This window comes from Chloroflexota bacterium (genome assembly GCA_014360905.1).
Classification (GTDB): Bacteria; Chloroflexota; Anaerolineae; order UBA2200; family UBA2200; genus JACIWX01.
Window position 1 is genome coordinate 1 of record JACIWW010000017.1, and the last position, 15,586, is coordinate 15,586.

General features: G+C 55.0%; 14 protein-coding genes and 1 pseudogene. 6 read left to right on the plus strand and 9 right to left on the minus strand.

What is annotated here, in order from left to right; all coding sequences use genetic code 11:
* From H5T67_08140 to H5T67_08150, 3 genes and pseudogenes are all read right to left on the minus strand, one after another.
* Positions 1 to 455 (minus strand): annotated as a pseudogene (locus H5T67_08140) (transposase).
* Positions 456 to 516: 61 nt separating this feature from the next.
* Positions 517 to 936: a hypothetical protein gene (locus H5T67_08145; protein ID MBC7245289.1), complete on the minus strand. Its 420-nt coding sequence runs from the start codon at positions 934 to 936 to the stop codon at positions 517 to 519.
* A 138-nt stretch (positions 937 to 1,074) separates the two neighbouring features.
* Entirely contained in the window at positions 1,075 to 1,251 is a 177-nt protein-coding gene (locus tag H5T67_08150) for a hypothetical protein (GenBank protein MBC7245290.1), read from the minus strand.
* A 347-nt stretch (positions 1,252 to 1,598) separates the two neighbouring features.
* On the opposite strand from H5T67_08150, the gene H5T67_08155 reads away from it, so the two are divergent.
* From H5T67_08155 to H5T67_08180, 6 genes are all read left to right on the plus strand, one after another.
* Positions 1,599 to 2,840: an acyl-CoA/acyl-ACP dehydrogenase gene (locus H5T67_08155; protein ID MBC7245291.1), complete on the plus strand. Its 1,242-nt coding sequence runs from the start codon at positions 1,599 to 1,601 to the stop codon at positions 2,838 to 2,840.
* A 2-nt stretch (positions 2,841 to 2,842) separates the two neighbouring features.
* On the plus strand, positions 2,843 to 5,104 hold the full coding sequence (locus tag H5T67_08160; GenBank protein MBC7245292.1) for a S8 family serine peptidase: 2,262 nt from the start codon (positions 2,843 to 2,845) through the stop codon (positions 5,102 to 5,104).
* A gap of 66 nt (positions 5,105 to 5,170) precedes the next feature.
* Positions 5,171 to 6,277, plus strand: a complete 1,107-nt coding sequence (locus tag H5T67_08165) for a hypothetical protein (protein ID MBC7245293.1) — start codon at positions 5,171 to 5,173, stop codon at positions 6,275 to 6,277.
* Positions 6,278 to 6,354: 77 nt separating this feature from the next.
* Positions 6,355 to 7,383, plus strand: a complete 1,029-nt coding sequence (locus tag H5T67_08170) for a LysM peptidoglycan-binding domain-containing protein (GenBank protein ID MBC7245294.1) — start codon at positions 6,355 to 6,357, stop codon at positions 7,381 to 7,383.
* Positions 7,384 to 7,429: 46 nt separating this feature from the next.
* Positions 7,430 to 8,395, plus strand: a complete 966-nt coding sequence (locus H5T67_08175) for a hypothetical protein (GenBank protein MBC7245295.1) — start codon at positions 7,430 to 7,432, stop codon at positions 8,393 to 8,395.
* 120 nt (positions 8,396 to 8,515) lie between these two features.
* The gene (locus tag H5T67_08180; GenBank protein ID MBC7245296.1) at positions 8,516 to 9,604 is read left to right on the plus strand and encodes a DUF763 domain-containing protein; all 1,089 of its coding nucleotides are present in this window, start codon (positions 8,516 to 8,518) and stop codon (positions 9,602 to 9,604) included.
* A gap of 86 nt (positions 9,605 to 9,690) precedes the next feature.
* On the opposite strand, the gene H5T67_08185 is transcribed toward H5T67_08180, so the two are convergent.
* The 6 genes from H5T67_08185 to buk form a co-directional block, all read right to left on the minus strand.
* Positions 9,691 to 10,299, minus strand: coding sequence for a sugar transferase (locus H5T67_08185; protein MBC7245297.1), 609 nt, complete (start codon positions 10,297 to 10,299; stop codon positions 9,691 to 9,693).
* A 350-nt stretch (positions 10,300 to 10,649) separates the two neighbouring features.
* Entirely contained in the window at positions 10,650 to 11,165 is a 516-nt protein-coding gene (locus tag H5T67_08190) for a hypothetical protein (GenBank protein MBC7245298.1), read from the minus strand.
* Positions 11,141 to 13,174, minus strand: coding sequence for a DUF11 domain-containing protein (locus H5T67_08195; protein ID MBC7245299.1), 2,034 nt, complete (start codon positions 13,172 to 13,174; stop codon positions 11,141 to 11,143). The genes H5T67_08190 and H5T67_08195 overlap by 25 nt, the downstream gene beginning before the upstream one ends.
* A 142-nt stretch (positions 13,175 to 13,316) precedes the next feature.
* Complete coding sequence (locus H5T67_08200) at positions 13,317 to 14,054, minus strand: HesA/MoeB/ThiF family protein (protein ID MBC7245300.1); 738 nt, start codon at positions 14,052 to 14,054, stop codon at positions 13,317 to 13,319.
* A 149-nt stretch (positions 14,055 to 14,203) separates the two neighbouring features.
* Positions 14,204 to 14,443, minus strand: a complete 240-nt coding sequence (locus tag H5T67_08205) for a MoaD/ThiS family protein (protein ID MBC7245301.1) — start codon at positions 14,441 to 14,443, stop codon at positions 14,204 to 14,206.
* Positions 14,443 to 15,522, minus strand: coding sequence for a butyrate kinase (gene buk / locus H5T67_08210; protein MBC7245302.1), 1,080 nt, complete (start codon positions 15,520 to 15,522; stop codon positions 14,443 to 14,445). Before buk ends, H5T67_08205 begins: the two co-directional genes overlap by 1 nt.
* Positions 15,523 to 15,586 lie beyond the last annotated feature (64 nt).

Here is a 15,586-nt window from a genome sequence, read left to right on the forward strand (position 1 = left end):
ATTCCGGCTCAAAACCCCTCTGCTTCGCCGTCTTCAGCATCGCTTGAAAGTGTTCGTTCTTGCTCTGCCCGCCTTGCGGCTGGTCGTAAACCCGAAAGTCGCAAGGGATGAGCGCTTTCCCGTCCAAAGCAAAGTCAAAAGAGCGATGCCTTTGACGACCCTTTGGTGTTCGCCACTCCAGTGATAGGTCACCAGTTCCATCTTCTTGGCATAGGGCTTGTCCAAGGTGGTGTCGTCCAAGACCAAAAGCCCCTCTTTTTGTCTACGAGCGCCTTCGCTTCCTGCCACAACGTCTCTGTGTCTAAAGGCTGTCTTGAAAGCAGTCGGGTAAAGGCATCGTGGGCGGGGGCTTTTTGCCCTGCGGGCTGGCATCTCGCCGCTTCCGTGCAGGTGAAGATCTTCTGGGCAGCGATGAGGAAGTGGATGTAGTCCAAGTCATCGCCTCCTCTTGACAGACTGCGTCTTTATATTAGTATTGTGTTGCAAGAAGGGGTTGCGCAGTCAACTGCGTAACTCCTAAAAAAGCAAAGTAGGTATGGACGGAAAAAGTTCTTGAAAATCCGTTTCTTTGCCTACTTTTATTGCGAAGAATGAATCAGCAATTTCTTCTCGGTATGATTTAAGAGCCTCGGCTGAAGAATCTAATCTCAAATTTGATATAGTGCCATCTTCGTCAAGCGGTTGCAAAAAGTATTGCTCGGATTTTTGGAGGCCTTGTTGCAAAAGGGTCAATCTCATGGTACAGTATAGGGAGACAACCCCTACTGTCCATGAAGTGATGGCCCATGAATATTTATCGAACAAGCCAAGGATTTTGTCAACCGCCTGCATGATCACCACGTAGGGGCCGTACTGCTCGATTATTCTCTTCATTGCCTGTACGTATTCTGGCTCTATCGCACCTGTTCGGAGCAAGAGACGTCCAGCTTCGTACACTACGTCAACCCAGCTTCTGGCATCCACCTGTAACCTGTAATGCTATAGTCTGAGCCTGAAGGAGCTCCGCCAGAGAGTATCCAACTACATCTCGTAAACGCGCCGGGGCCTTAGGAGTAGACACGCGAGGAGCAATCCTTATGGTTCAGGCCTAGAGCACAGCGCCAGCAATCGTTTTTGGTCAAGCGCCTCTAGGATAAGCTGCAGGAAAGAATTGCGCCAATCTGCTTCCGTGCCAACAACCATAAAGCCAAAGTGTGGTTTCTTGATTAAATGAAGCTTGCGCCGCTCAAACCATCTCTCTACAGTGCTCATGTCCTTCGTTTGTTTGACATTTATGAGAGCACGACTATACTTACTTTGTATCATCAAACGGAGTTCGCTGCTCCTGGCACCTGCATGGGAGATCGGCATTCCCAGAAAACTAACACCCACAAAGGCAACACGGAAGGATGAAATCCGATGCGCGAAGTGAGCATAGTACGATCACCTGGCTGATCCACAGGACGGCAATTGCGCCTTGTGTAAAGTGCGTTGCCGTCCTGATCTTATCCGACGAGAAATGTGGTGCTGGTCGGCACTACTACCTTTTGCAGAAAAGCCATAGCGGCCATAGAAAAGGCTATCAATACCAAGTGCAGCTTTGCTGAAAGGAGCCCAGAGTGCTAGAACCATTGTTGACAGAGCAACAACGCGCATTGCGCGATGAGGTGCGCGACTTTGTGAAGAGCGTGCCCCGGCAGTTGCTGCTGGATATGGACGCCGATCGCGTGCGCTACCCACGTGAGTACCTGCAAGAAGCCGCGCGGCGCAAATTGCTCGGACTACGCTTTGACTCGCAGTGGGGCGGGCGCGGTTTGCCTTGGACATCCGAAGTCGTAGCCATCGAAGAAGTGGGGATGTTGGGCACCAGCCTGGCTTGCCTGTACTGCCTCCCCAGCATCGTCGGCGAGGCAATCTCCGTCTTTGGCACTCCGGAACAGAAAGAGAAATACTTGCGTCCGACCTTGGAGGGCAAACTGACTTGCGCCGAGGCGCTTACCGAGCCGCGTGGAGGATCCGATTTCTTCGGCACGACCACGCAGGCACGCCGCGATGGCAACTGCTATGTCCTCAAGGGACAGAAACGCTTCGTCGTTGGGGCAGAAGGAGCGGATTACTTCCTGGTATATGCGCGCACTGACCCGCAGGCTCCACCCCATCGCGGCATCAGCGCATTTCTGGTGGATCGTGGCCCTGGCGTAGATGTGGAACATGTCTACGGTCTGATGGGCACGCGCGGTGGGGGCACTGGACGCATCTATTTCCGCGATGCACGCGTGCCGGCAGAGAACTTGGTGGGCGGCGAGAATGGCGGCGCGAGCGTATTCTACCGCATGATGGTCCCGGAACGGCTGACCAGCGCGGCTGGTGCAGTGGGGCTTGCCCGAGCCGCGCTCGAGGTCGCTGCACGCTACAGCGATCGCCGCAAAGCCTTTGGTGCCGTTATCCGTGCTTTCGAGGGCGTGAGTTTCAAAGTGGCGGACAGCATCACTCTGCTGGATGCAGCTCGGGGATTGATCCACGCCACCGCACACGCGGCAGATACAGACCCGAACGCCTCGCGCGTGAGACGGCTGGTCTCCGAGTCCAAGAAATTCGCTACTGACGCCGCTTGGCAAGTCGTAAACCACGCCATGCAAATCATGGGTGGCATTGGCTATACCAACATCTATCCCATCGAGCGCCTCTTGCGCGATGCCCGTCTGATCATGATCTGGACCGGCACCAACGAGATCATGGACCTGGTCATCCAGCACGAGTATTACAAAGAACTGCTCGACCGTGGTCCTGCTGGACGTGATGTGGAGCCTGACGCTGAGCAGGCAGAACGGGAAGAGGAAAAGGTCTACGAGGAGGGCTGAACATGGCGAAAAAGAGGGTAATCGCCCATTTCATGAACGAGCAGGAAGAGTCTGCTGCGCTGCGCAAAATGACCAATGTGCAGCGCACAGAGAGTTATGTACTTGGGGAAATTGACGAGGCGGATATACCCGCTCTGCGCCAAAAGGGACTCGTCATCCAGGTGCTGGAAGAGCAACCAAGAGCCGAGACACCGGGCAAAGGGGTGGAACCTATCCCTGGAACCGTTCTGCGACGGTCGCGAGAGGCACCTTCCGCCAAAGCACCAGAACCAACCATTGATCGGAGCAAGCCCAATTTCTATCTCATTCAATTGAAAGGTCCCCTGTTGGAAGAATGGCGGAGGCAGTTGCGCCAGTTGCGCGTACAGTTGCTCGAATACGTGCCGCGCGATAACTATACCGCCAGGCTGACTCCGCGCCAAGTTGACGCTGTATCTGCTTTGCCCTTTGTCAACGCCATACGCCTCTACGGCCCAGAGGATACTGGCCCCGTATCCGCCAAGGAAGTGGAGGAAGTCGAACCTCCCAGCACGACGCCCTCTCTGGGAGTCAAAATGGTCACTTTTGACGTTCGCTTGCATCGAGAAAGAGATCTCCCCAAAGTCCTGAAATGGCTGGAGAAGAGGAAAGTGAACATCGCTGGGGCCACGGGGCGGAAAATCCGACTCTACTTGCTGGAAGGCTCGCCTCTTGCCGATGAGATCGCGGCTCTGCCGGAAGTCGCTGTGATGGAGGAGTATGTACCGCCCAAGTTGCACAACGATGTGGCGCGCGTGCTCCTGGGGATTGATCGCCCAGCCCATCCCAACCCAACTGCCGATATCCCGCAGACCGGCGAGGGACAGATCGTGGCTGTAGCAGATACGGGACTCGATGCGCGCCACCCCGATTTTCAGGGGCGCATCGCCGGCGTCGTTGCATGGGGACGCCCCAATGACCCAAGCGATCCCCACGGTCATGGCACGCATGTTGCTGGCTCTGTGTTAGGGGACGGGTCTGCTTCAGGAGGACACATCCGTGGCACAGCGCCAAAAGCTAAGCTGTTCTTCCAGTCGCTATTAGATGCCAACGGAGAATTAGGCGGATTGCCACTCAACCTAGGTGACCTCTTTGAAGAGGCATATTGGGCTGGAGCACGCATTCACAACAACAGTTGGGGTGCAGCGACCGAATCCATGTACACCGCTAATTCCATCGAGGTGGATGAGTTTGTTGCCAAACGCCGCGACATACTGATCGTCATCTCAGCGGGGAACCAGGGGCAGGCTGCTCAGCGCCGACACAGCCTGCCTGGGTTCGTGGATTGGCTTTCCATTGGCTCACCGGCATCTGCGAAGAATGCCCTGACCGTTGGTGCGAGCCGCAGCAGCCGCACCGAGGGTGGCTATGCCACTCTCACCTACAGGCTGGCCTGGCCGGGAGAATTCCCCGACCCGCCCATTGCCAACGAAAAAATCTCGGGCAATCCCGAGGGCTTGGCTGCCTTTAGCAGCCGCGGGCCATGCGATGACCGCCGCATCAAACCAGATGTGGTCGCACCGGGCACGGATATCATCTCGACTAAATCATCCCTTGCTCCTCTGCGTAACTTCTGGGGGCCATACCCCGGAAGTGGGCACTATGCCTTCATGGGTGGCACAAGCATGGCCGCGCCACTGGTCTCTGGGTGCGCTGCATTGGTGCGCGAATATTATGTCAAAAAACACAAGCACGAACCCAGCGCCGCTTTGCTCAAAGCCACCCTCATCAATGGCACACGTTGGCTCACTGCTCCCGACGCTATCGCCGATCATCCTTACCTGCCGAACTACCATCAAGGGTTTGGCTGCATCCACATGCCCTGGACTATCCCAAATCCCGCCGAACCGACGCTCAAACTCGAATTTCAGGATACGTGGAAGCAGAAACGCTTGCAATTTACGCGCAGCGGCCAGCGCATTCGCTTCCAGTTCTCCATCTCCGGCGGCGCTCGGCTGCGCATCTGTCTGACCTGGACCGACCTGCCTGCCCGTGCCCTGCAGAACAACCTGAACCTGTTTGTACAACATCTGCCTTCCGGGCAGAAATGGATCGGCAATGAGAATCTGCCTATGGGGCTGAAAATCCCAGATCCAGACAACAACGTCGAGGTGGTGCGGCTGGACAATCCGCCAGCAGGGAATTACCTGATTCAAATTTCGGCCACGAACCTGCTCAAGGGACCACAGGATTTTGCTCTCGTAGTAACCGGGGAGCTGACTTCATCGCTCACGATTATCTCGTAGATTGCCGGGAGGCTTTCACCAAGGCAGTGGAATGTATTGCAACTCTTGCTAGGAAAGGAGACCACCTTGCTAAAATTGCGCATCGTACAGGCGGAATATGGCGATTGCTTCATCCTCGAGTTTGGCACGCCATCACAACCCAGGTATATCCTGATTGATGGCGGCCCGGCTGCTATCTATGAGCGCTACCTGCGGGGGGAGCTACAGAGCATCAAAACTGGCGGAGGCAAGCTTGACCTAGCCATCCTCAGCCATGTTGACAACGACCATGCTATCGGACTCTTGGACCTGTTTGCCGAGCTACGAAGTCAACGGGCAAATGGTCAGCCGGAGACCATCGCTATTGACGCACTTTGGCACAACGCCTTTCGCCAAGCCCTTGGCGACAACGTTGCGATTCGGTTAAAGATGTTTCTTGCCTCAGCCGGAGTCGCAGCCCAAGCAATGACCAGCACGAGCATGACTATCCAGGGCATCAGCGAGGGACATCAACTGCGGCAAACTGCCGTTATCCTGGGCATCCCAGTCAACCCTGGATTCGCTCATGACCTGATCTGTGCAGACGATGCACCGCAACCCATCACCATGGATAACCTGGTTCTGCATGTGGTGGGGCCAACTAACAAGAACCTGGAAGATCTCAGGAAGGAATGGCTTGCATGGCTCGACAAATATGGAGAGAGCATCGCATCTGGCGATCCTTTCCTGGCAGCGATGGCAGATCGCAGCATTCCGAACTTGAGCAGCATCATGGTCCTGGCTGAATCCGATGGGAAAAGGATTCTGCTCACCGGTGATGGGCGTGGCGACCACCTATTGCAAGGCTTGCGGCAGGCAAACTTGCTCGATGCCAAAGGCCGGTTGCACGTTGATGTGCTCAAAGTGCCTCACCATGGCAGCGACCGCAATGTGAGCAAGACGTTTTTCAAGAACGTCACTGCGGATAAGTATGTCATCTCCGCCAATGGCATGTATGGCAATCCTGATCTCTCCACTCTCATCTGGATCGTAGAGACAGCCAAAAATCAGAAACGAGCCATTGAACTCGTGGCAACCAATGAGACTCCCGCTACGGAGAAACTGCTACAAGAGTACAATCCAGCCAAATACGGCTATCGTCTAACGATCATGAAGAGGGGAAAGCGCTCCATGCGCCTGACGCTCGTACCTTGAGCCAGAAGACATCGGCAACACCCTCTTGCTCGCATTTCGAGGAGGGATTCCAAATCCACCAGAGTAGAGAGGAAGCCATGCAGTACAAGTTGCGAATGAGCCTGATTGCATCTCTATGCGCCATCCTCAGCCTGTGCGTTCCGTGGACCGCCGCAGGCTCCTGGCATTGGTCACTCGCGCAGGAACAGACCATCCACATCGTGCAGGAGGGCGAGAACCTCTTCCGCCTTGCATTGCGCTATGGCACGACAGTGGAAGCCATCATGGCTGCCAATGGCCTCACCGATCAGCACATGCTTTACGTTGGGCAACGTTTGATCATCCCCAGCAGCGCACGTAGCGCAGCAACGAGCGCCGCTGCCGCTACCACTGGTGGTACGTATGTCGTACAGCCAGGCGATACAGCGCTCAGCATTGCTTTCCGCTATGGCATAGGAATGTGGGAACTAATGCTGGCCAATAGCCTATTCAGTCCACACTTGATTCATCCAGGCCTGAAGATGGTCATCCCTGGCGCAGGGGGAACAGTGCCGGAGTCTGACCCAGAGACAAGCGAGACCTACATTGCACGCCCTGGCGATACGTTGAGCAGCATCGCACAGCGCTTCCACACTACTGCCTTTGCCCTAGCACAGTCCAATGGTATATCAGATCCCTCCATGATTCGCGTCGGCCAGGTGCTACAAGTACCGCGCATACCATCTGGGACACCCAGCTCCGCTAGTGACAAGCAACGCATCATCATTGACCTCTCGGAGCAGCACCTCTATGCCTTCCAAGGCAACCAATTGGTCTATTCCTTCATCTGCTCCAGTGGCCGTGCACCGTACTACACGCGCACTGGCGAATTCAAGGTGCAGAGCAAGATCCCCAATGCCTATGGCTCGGCCTGGGACATCTGGATGCCTCACTGGCTGGGCATCTACTGGGCCGGCTCAACGGAGAACGGCATTCATGCCCTGCCCATTATGTCCAATGGCCAGACCTTGTGGGCTGGCTACCTAGGCCAGCCCATCTCATATGGTTGCATCGTATTGGATACCGACGACGCAAAGGCGCTGTACGACTGGGCCGAAATTGGCACGCCGGTTACTATTCGTCCTTGAGCAGCAAGCGCTCACCCCACTTTGACTGAATTCGAAGGGATTGGGAATGTCCATAAGCCTCCTGGAACAAGTACGCACAAATTGCCAGTCTGTTGCCATGCGGGCCAGACACGTGCATATCAACTATGATTTGCTGCCTTCCTACGCAGTTTCTTTGCCGCTGGAACAAGTTGCACAACCGCAACATGACGCCAATAGCCACTTCCTCGGACACGGTGATGATACAGTCGCCTTCTTCCTCACTCTCGATACGATTAACTTTGGTTCAGGCTACTTCCCCCACCTGCTCAAGCGTCCCGGCATGTCTGGCTATTTCACCATAGCCAGTGCACTGAACAATTATTTCATGATGCATGGCCCATTCTCCGCAGCAGAGTTGACCCAACTTACTGCTGTGGACTGCATGCAGATATTCGGACAGGAACCCGACAATGCTCCCATCCGTGAATTGATGCATCTTTTCGCCACGGCGCTCAATGACCTGGGACGCTACTTGCTCCATCGCTTCGACGGAAGCTTTATCCAATTGATAAACAGTGCAGGCGCATCTGCGGAACGCCTGGTGCAACTATTGACGGCAATGCCCTTTTTCAACGATGTTTCCTCCTATGACGATCTACGGGTGCCCTTTTACAAGCGGGCGCAGCTCACCGCAGCAGATCTGTGGATTGCATTTGAGGGACAGGGGCCAGGCCATTTCGAGGACATAGAGCAATTGACCATGTTCGCCGACAACCTGGTGCCGCATGTCCTGCGTATGGACGGCATTTTGCTGTACGAAGATGACCTGGCAGCGCGCATTGATCGTGAGGAATTGATCCCTGCAGGTTCAGCTGAGGAAGTGGAGATTCGCGCTTGTGCCGTGCACGCTGTAGAACTGATGAGCATGGAGTTGCGTCGGCACGGACACCATGTGCCACCGATGAAATTGGACTACCTGCTCTGGAACCGCGGACAACAGCCCTTCTACAAGGCGCATCCCCGCCACAGAACACGAACGGTTTACTATTGAATGGTCGGCTTCGCTGTGCCGTAGCAGTGCTCGCTGAACCTAGATCGTTCTGAGCGCTTCCTACCTCCTTACATTCCTCATGGGGTATAATGTATCTAGCAACTCCTGCCTGGAGGGCACATGCCGAAAACAGGGACAGCAGACTTGCCTTTGCACTATGGAAAAGCGCCGCGCTGGTTGTTCCAGCGTATGGCCTTGTTAGCGCGCGAGGTGTCGTTGGCCATCGTAACCGAATTTGGCACACAGGAGATGCTACGCCGTTTGGCCGACCCGTTCTGGTTCCAAGCTTTTGGCTGTGTGCTGGGCTTTGACTGGCATTCAAGCGGTTTGACCACCACGGTCTGCGGTGCACTCAAGGTAGGGCTGAAGGATGTACAGAACGAATTGGGCTTGTACGTGGCCGGGGGCAAAGGAGGCACCTCACGCCAGACGCCACAAGAGATCGAAGCACAGGGAGCTAATCTACAGGTCGCTCCTGCTACGCTGATTTACGCTAGCCGTATGTCAGCAAAAGTGGACAACACCGCACTGCAGGATGGCTATCAAATCTACCATCACGCCTTCTTCTTCGATCGCACTGGCCGGTGGTGTGTTGTACAGCAGGGCATGAACGTGGACAAGCGCTATGCCAGGCGTTATCATTGGCTAAGCGAGGGCTTGCGCGACTTTGTCGTCGAACCGCACAGCGCCATCTGCTGCGATCAGCGCGGCGAGGTGCTGAACATGGTGGCTTTAGAAAGCGAAGGAGCACGCAAGGCAAGCGCTGTCCTGGCGCGAGAGATGCCCGGCAAACTGGTCAACGAATTACAGCGGTTGCAAGAATTGACCTTACCCAGCCGTCATCAGGTATGGCTGGCCGATGTGGATCCGACTCGCTTGGGAAAGGTCTTTCTTTCCACCTACGAACAGCAGCCAAAAGATTTCGAGACTCTACTAGGCATGCCTGGAGTAGGTCCTAAAACCATCCGCGCGCTAAGCCTGCTTGCGGAGCTCATTTACGGCGCTGAGGTCAGCACACGCGACCCGGTCCGTTTCAGCTTCGCCCATGGGGGCAAAGATGGCTACCCGTACCCTGTAGACCGTGCCACGTATGACCGCTCCATCGAAACCTTGCGCACTGCCATCTGCCGTGCTCGACTGGGACAGCGAGACAAGCTCGATGCATTCAGGCGCCTGTCTCTATGGGAGGAAAAGTCCAACGTTGGCTAAGGCGAGGCTTGAGATGCAGCTAGGACAACCCCATAAATGAAAAAGCGGGCCTAGGCACATTGCCCAGGCCCGCTCGAGGGAGACTCCTACGCTGCACACTTGGCGTTGAGAACCACCGGAATAGTCTTGAATAGGATTGCGATATCCAGTGCCAGACTGCGCCGCTGAATGTACTCGATATCCAGCCGCACAATCTTGTCGAAAGTGAGGCCACTGCGTCCGCTAATCTGAGCCAGGCCAGTGAGCCCGGGTGGAACAGTCAGACGCTGCATGTGCCACGGAGAATACTCTTCCACCTCATAACGCACTGCGGGTCTCGGGCCAACCAGGCTCATCTCGCCTCGCAGGACATTGATCAACTGCGGTAACTCATCGAGACTCGTCCGCCTTAGCCACTTCCCCACCCTGGTGACGCGTTTGTCTCCGTTCGGCTTGAACACAGTCCGCCCCTCAACGGAGGAACCCTCGGGTGTAAAACCGTTGATGTACTGCTTGGCGAACTGTCGATGAACCCGCTCATCAGCGTTCACGTGCATAGAGCGAAACTTGAGCATGATGAATGTGCGGCCAAACTGGCCGACTCTCTCCTGGCGAAAGACTGCAGGCCCTGGAGAATCAAGCCGGATCGCCAGTGCAATCAGCGCCATAATAGGTGACAGCAAGACTAGCAAAAGCGCTGCCATAATGACATCCATGCATCTCTTGGCCAGAGGATACAGCGAAGCCTCAGGCTCAGCAAGCCTGGTTCTGTGCACTGTCTCGACGGTGATTCTCGACCACGAGACAGGATTAGTTTTGACCTCAATCACCTACTAACCTCCATGCACAGTGCAGAATGTGCTGTTTCTACAAAATTATCATAGCATGAATATGTGAAAAGACGATGAAAAGAGAGGCAAAACAAGCTAACAATTTTTTCATCTACAATGCGTCGGTTTCAGAATGCCAGGGATAGAGAACTCACAGTAAAGGAGAGAGAAAGCATTAAGCGTTGTAGCGGACTGCAGTCCGCCAAAGACGAAGGGGACTTTTCAACAATCCGCGCCTATCTGGGCATATGTATCTTGGTTGGAGAGGGAACCGGGGTAAGCGTCCTGGTTGGGCTGGTCATGGATGACAGCAGTCCTTCCCCACTCACGATCAGGCGATGGATGTACTCATTCCCATCGTTGTTGCAATCAATGCGGAAATCCATCCCTCCAAGCAACCCATTGGCGAAATACGCATCGTTCACCTTCCACGTGTAATCCACCCACGTGTTCAACGGCCCAAGCCCTGCACCCTTGCTCACCCTCCGCTCCACCAGGTTGCCATAGTAATCCCGATACTCCAATGAAAACGTATCCGTGCCCTGATTCACCAACGTCACCGTGATCGTCCACGACACCGGCCCCCCGGCTGCCTTGGGAACATGCCCAGCATACGGATACCGATCATCCACATCAAAGGACATATAGGGATTGCCTGTAGCCTGATCCGTGCGTCGGGTGCTGTGCCAAGCATAGATATGGCTCCGCGCTTCGCTAGGCAGTTCTCTCAGCGCATCCCCAACCAGTGCCACCGTGCGGCTCCCAGGCGCCGTATCCCTTCGGTACAACCAGTACATGAAATCCCCGTGATGAGGGCCATAGCATTTGTAGATGCCATCGCTAGCCCTCCAGCAACTGTCAAGGGCAGAGTGCTTGGTCTCGCGCAGCACGATCCACACATCAGGCGCATCCCGCACTGATTTCCCCAGATGCTGACGTGCGAAATCAAGAATGGGAAAACCAATGATCTGTCCAGCGGTATAGGCTCAGCAATATTGGGATATTGTACGTCGAGGATGTAAGGATGTACACTGAGACCTTCCATGAACATCCAATAGGCACCATTTACACGCGGCACAGCACCGCCAGGCTCAAAGGCAGTCGGGATCAACTCGTGGTAAAGCTGGGAGAAGCCAGTAACACCGCCTACCAACACGCCATCGTAACGAATCTCGGCATTCGGGCTGTCTACTTCCCAAGCGTTGACTTTCACCCCAGTCATCTTGGAAGGAAAAGACGCCGCAAGAGCGCAGTGATAGTGAATACCATGCAAGGTGGACTGGATAAACTGCGGGGTGTTGGGGAAAGCAAGGTTATAAGTGCCCATCACACGGTCAACCCAATTGTTGAAAGCAGGGCTGTTTCCTATGTCGTAAGTGCAGCCATGCACGTTCTTGCGCTCCATGGTTTCTTCATCCACTCCGGTGGCTATGTTGATCCAGGCCAGGTTGTAAAAGTCTGGATTGTTGTCGTAATGCTGCCCCATGGCCAAAATGAACTGATCAAACCAATACTGCCACACCGTATTGCCAAAGTTCGGGGTACACATCGGCTTGCACGGTCCCGATGGCCCATCTGGGTCATAGCATGAGGTGATGCTGCCCCCACCCATAGAAGCGACCCAACTAGGCGTCCAGTTCACACCAATCTGCTCATCCGTCTCGTGAAACGTCCAGGTTGTCACCGCGATGCCTACCGGCTTCGCGATGACGCTTCCATCCGGCAATGTAACACGCATCCTCTGTGCTTTCAAGATATACTCATCCGTTTTTGTCCAGTCATAGACACCTTTGTATGGATTTAGATGAGCCCACACAAACTCCCACCATCCTCCCAATGCACCCCATTCTGGGTGACCGCGCACTTCTTCCCTGCCACCAAAGCGATTGATCCACGACATATAGTAGTTTGGATTGCTCCAATCACCGTTCATCCAATCCAGCATGACAAAGATAACGGGAGGAAAATGAACGGGAACTGAAGACACTGGGGTGAGACTAGGTAGAACCGGCGTGAATTCTGGTGTTGGAATGGACACATCAATAGGAGTTGGTGTCCATGTGGGCGTACGCGTAGGGGTCGAAGTAGGGATAGGCGTTGAGGTCGGAGTGGGCGTAGGCGTGCGTGTTGAGGTCGGAGTGGGCGTAGGCGTGCGTGTTGAGGTCGGAGTGGGCGTAGGCGTGCGTGTTGAGGTTGAGGTGGGTGTGTACAGCGGGTTGGATATCACAGCAGGCGTTGGTGTTGCTGCAACGATCGTCGTAGTCTCAGTATGGGTCACGGGCAGAGTGCCATCTGCAATGGCCACTACCGTATTGGTGATTACACCCTCCAGCCAGGAATACGTGCCTAATTCCAAATGCAAATCCACCGCAAAATCCCAAGCAAGGCTGGCTATGGTCCACGTGACTACGCCATCCCCATAAATCCCACCCGTATCAGCCGAGACGAAGTACGTCCCAATCGGCAGGATATCGGTCACCCACACACTGCTCAAGATGCAGGCATTGGGGTTCTCCACGCGGATTGTATAGCGAAGCCGCCACTGGGCAGGAACTGGATCCCTCTGGTCACTTATAGCGAGGAAAAGGGCAGGAAGTGGCGCAGGTGTTGGTGTCACAAATGCGATATCCTGGGCCCAACAGTGCTCTGACCCCACGAACTGCACTGTACACAGACCCAGCCAAAGAAGGCCCAGCAAGAGAGCAAAAAGACCGAGCCGTGAGAGGATGTACTTAGGTTTGCTGTAGCGGTCTGGGTGCATTGTACTTTCTACATGCGCCCATCAACGGGCTATAATACCTCGCCTTTTTCGATCCCGAATAAGAAAGCCTTTTCAAATTATGGCAAGCAAATATGAACAAATTATTAAAAATTACCCTGCCATCGCCCCTGGCTGATGAATGTTACACTTCCAGCACATCCACATGCCCAAGCTCGCTGTCCATAAACAGCAGCCGGCGGCGCAAAGGTTCGCCACGACCGGTCAGCAGCTTCACGACCTCCTGAATCTCCCAGGCAGCAATCATCATGGGAGTGGCAGCAGGATTCCCCCATTGCGCCTCAATACCGCGTTCGGGCACCCGATCGCCGCCATAAAGCTCTAATAATCCGGGATCGTCGGGGAAAATAGTCATTACCTGCCCCACGTAGCCAGCAATCGCTCCATGCACCAAGGGCACGGATAGCTTGCGTGCCGCACGCTGCAGTTCCAGACGCGTCGGCAAAGCATCTAATGCGTCCACCACTACCTGGGCTCCGCGTAGCAGTTGCACCATCTGTCCCTCGTCCACCCGCAATTGGTGCGCAACAACTTCTACCGCAGCATTGACCTCTGCTACGCGCTGCTGAGCCAGGAGCACCTTGGGTTGTCCTATGCTACGCTCTACACAGAATGCTTGGCGGTTTAGGTTGTTCTCTTCGAAAACATCGCCATCTATAATGATCAAGCATCCCACTCCCATGCGTGCTAGACCCTCAATGATCCAGCCACCCAACCCGCCCACGCCAACAATGCCCACCGTAGACTGCAGCAAGGCGAGCTGTCCTTCCCAACCGACTGTGCCAAAGTTGCGCAGATAGCGCGTGGGCAGCACACGCTGATGCAAAGCAGCAATCTCCACCTCCCGCCGTGACACTCTCATCTCCTCCGCAATCTGCTGCACTCCCTCCAACGGTATCACCCAGAGTGGTTCGCCACCAGGCCCCACCGTCTCCTTTGCCAGCGTCCGCAAGCGTGCGACCAATTCTGCCATCACACCCTCCTTTACGCTTTCCATTTTACGTTTCAGGACTACCCTCCTGCCACTGGTGGGAAGAGGTTCAGCGTATCGCCCTCGGCCAGAATGTAATCCATGCTCTTCACTTCGTTGTTGACCATAGGCACCAATGCGACTCCTTCAGGGATGCCCAATTGCTCCACGACCTGATTCACTGTCGCATCAGGAGGCACATCGAGTGGGAAACCAGCTCCAGGAGCCAAATTGGGTCTAAACCTGCGCAGTGTTGCATACAGTTTGACTGTGATGCGCATCAGTAATCCTTCGCCTCCTCCTCTCCCCGAAGCACACGCAATGCCCCCTGCGCCATGGCCAGCATTTCATCCTGACCTGGGTAAACCAAAACCGGGGCAATCCATTCTACACGTTCGCGTATCCAGCCGACTAGCATAGATGAATGCGCCAGGCCACCCGTTAGTACAATGGCATCCACCTGCCCCTTCAGCACCGTAGCCATCAGGCCGATTTCTTTAGCAATCTGGTAGGCCATTGCTTCGTAGACGAGTCGGGCGTGTTCATCGCCCTCTGCGATGCGCTTTTCCACTTCTATAGCATCGTTTGTGCCCAGATGGGCTACTAACCCGCCCTGTCGCGTGAAGCGCCGGAAAAGTTCCTCGTACGTGTATTTCCCGGAGAAAGCGAGACGCAGCACATCGCCAACTGGTAGCCCGCCTACTCTCTCGGGAGAAAATGGGCCAGTGCCATCGAGCGCCTGGTTGACGTCAATCATCTTGCCTCGCCGATGTGCACTCACCGAGATGCCCCCGCCCATGTGCGCCACGACAAGATTGATGTCCTCATAGCGACACCCCAATTCGCGCGCAGCACGCCTCGCTGCGCTCTTGAGGCTGAGCGCATGAGAGAGGCTTTTGCGTTCGATCTCCGGCAAGCCGGATACGCGCGCCAGCGGCTCAAACTCGTCCACACAAACTGGGTCCACGATGAACGCCGGAATACCTGCCTGTTGCGCAATCTCATTTGCAATGAGCGCACCTAGGTTCACCACATGATCCCGTTCCTTGTGCGGGTTGCGCAGTTCCTGCAACATGCGTTCGTTAACGCGATAGGTACCGCTGGCCAATGGGCGCAGAATGCCCCCCCGTCCGACCACCGCGTCCAGCGAATGCAGGGGGATATTGTGCTTTTTCAGGAAAGAAAGCACTGCCTCACGGCGGAATGCATATTGGTCAGGGATACGAGGGAAAGCAGCAAGTTCCTGCTGGGAATGAGCCATGGTCTCGCTGCAGACGGGCTTTTCATCCTCAAAGACGGCCAGTTTTGTGGATGTAGAGCCAGGATTGATCGTCAGAATACGCCATGATTTCTTCTCCATGTCAGACATCCTCACTTGTACGCGAATGTTCTACATCGAACGCGCGGAAATTTCGCATCCTGCA

Coding starts and splice junctions, on each gene's coding strand:
- H5T67_08195 (MBC7245299.1), bottom strand. CDS start 13,174: ATGCACCCAGACCGCTACAGCAAACCTAAGTACATCCTCTCACGGCTC.
- H5T67_08185 (MBC7245297.1), bottom strand. CDS start 10,299: ATGGATGTCATTATGGCAGCGCTTTTGCTAGTCTTGCTGTCACCTATT.
- H5T67_08180 (MBC7245296.1), top strand. CDS start 8,516: ATGCCGAAAACAGGGACAGCAGACTTGCCTTTGCACTATGGAAAAGCG.
- H5T67_08170 (MBC7245294.1), top strand. CDS start 6,355: ATGCAGTACAAGTTGCGAATGAGCCTGATTGCATCTCTATGCGCCATC.
- H5T67_08200 (MBC7245300.1), bottom strand. CDS start 14,054: ATGAGAGTGTCACGGCGGGAGGTGGAGATTGCTGCTTTGCATCAGCGT.
- buk (MBC7245302.1), bottom strand. CDS start 15,522: ATGGAGAAGAAATCATGGCGTATTCTGACGATCAATCCTGGCTCTACA.
- H5T67_08160 (MBC7245292.1), top strand. CDS start 2,843: ATGGCGAAAAAGAGGGTAATCGCCCATTTCATGAACGAGCAGGAAGAG.
- H5T67_08175 (MBC7245295.1), top strand. CDS start 7,430: ATGTCCATAAGCCTCCTGGAACAAGTACGCACAAATTGCCAGTCTGTT.
- H5T67_08205 (MBC7245301.1), bottom strand. CDS start 14,443: ATGCGCATCACAGTCAAACTGTATGCAACACTGCGCAGGTTTAGACCC.
- H5T67_08150 (MBC7245290.1), bottom strand. CDS start 1,251: ATGAGCACTGTAGAGAGATGGTTTGAGCGGCGCAAGCTTCATTTAATC.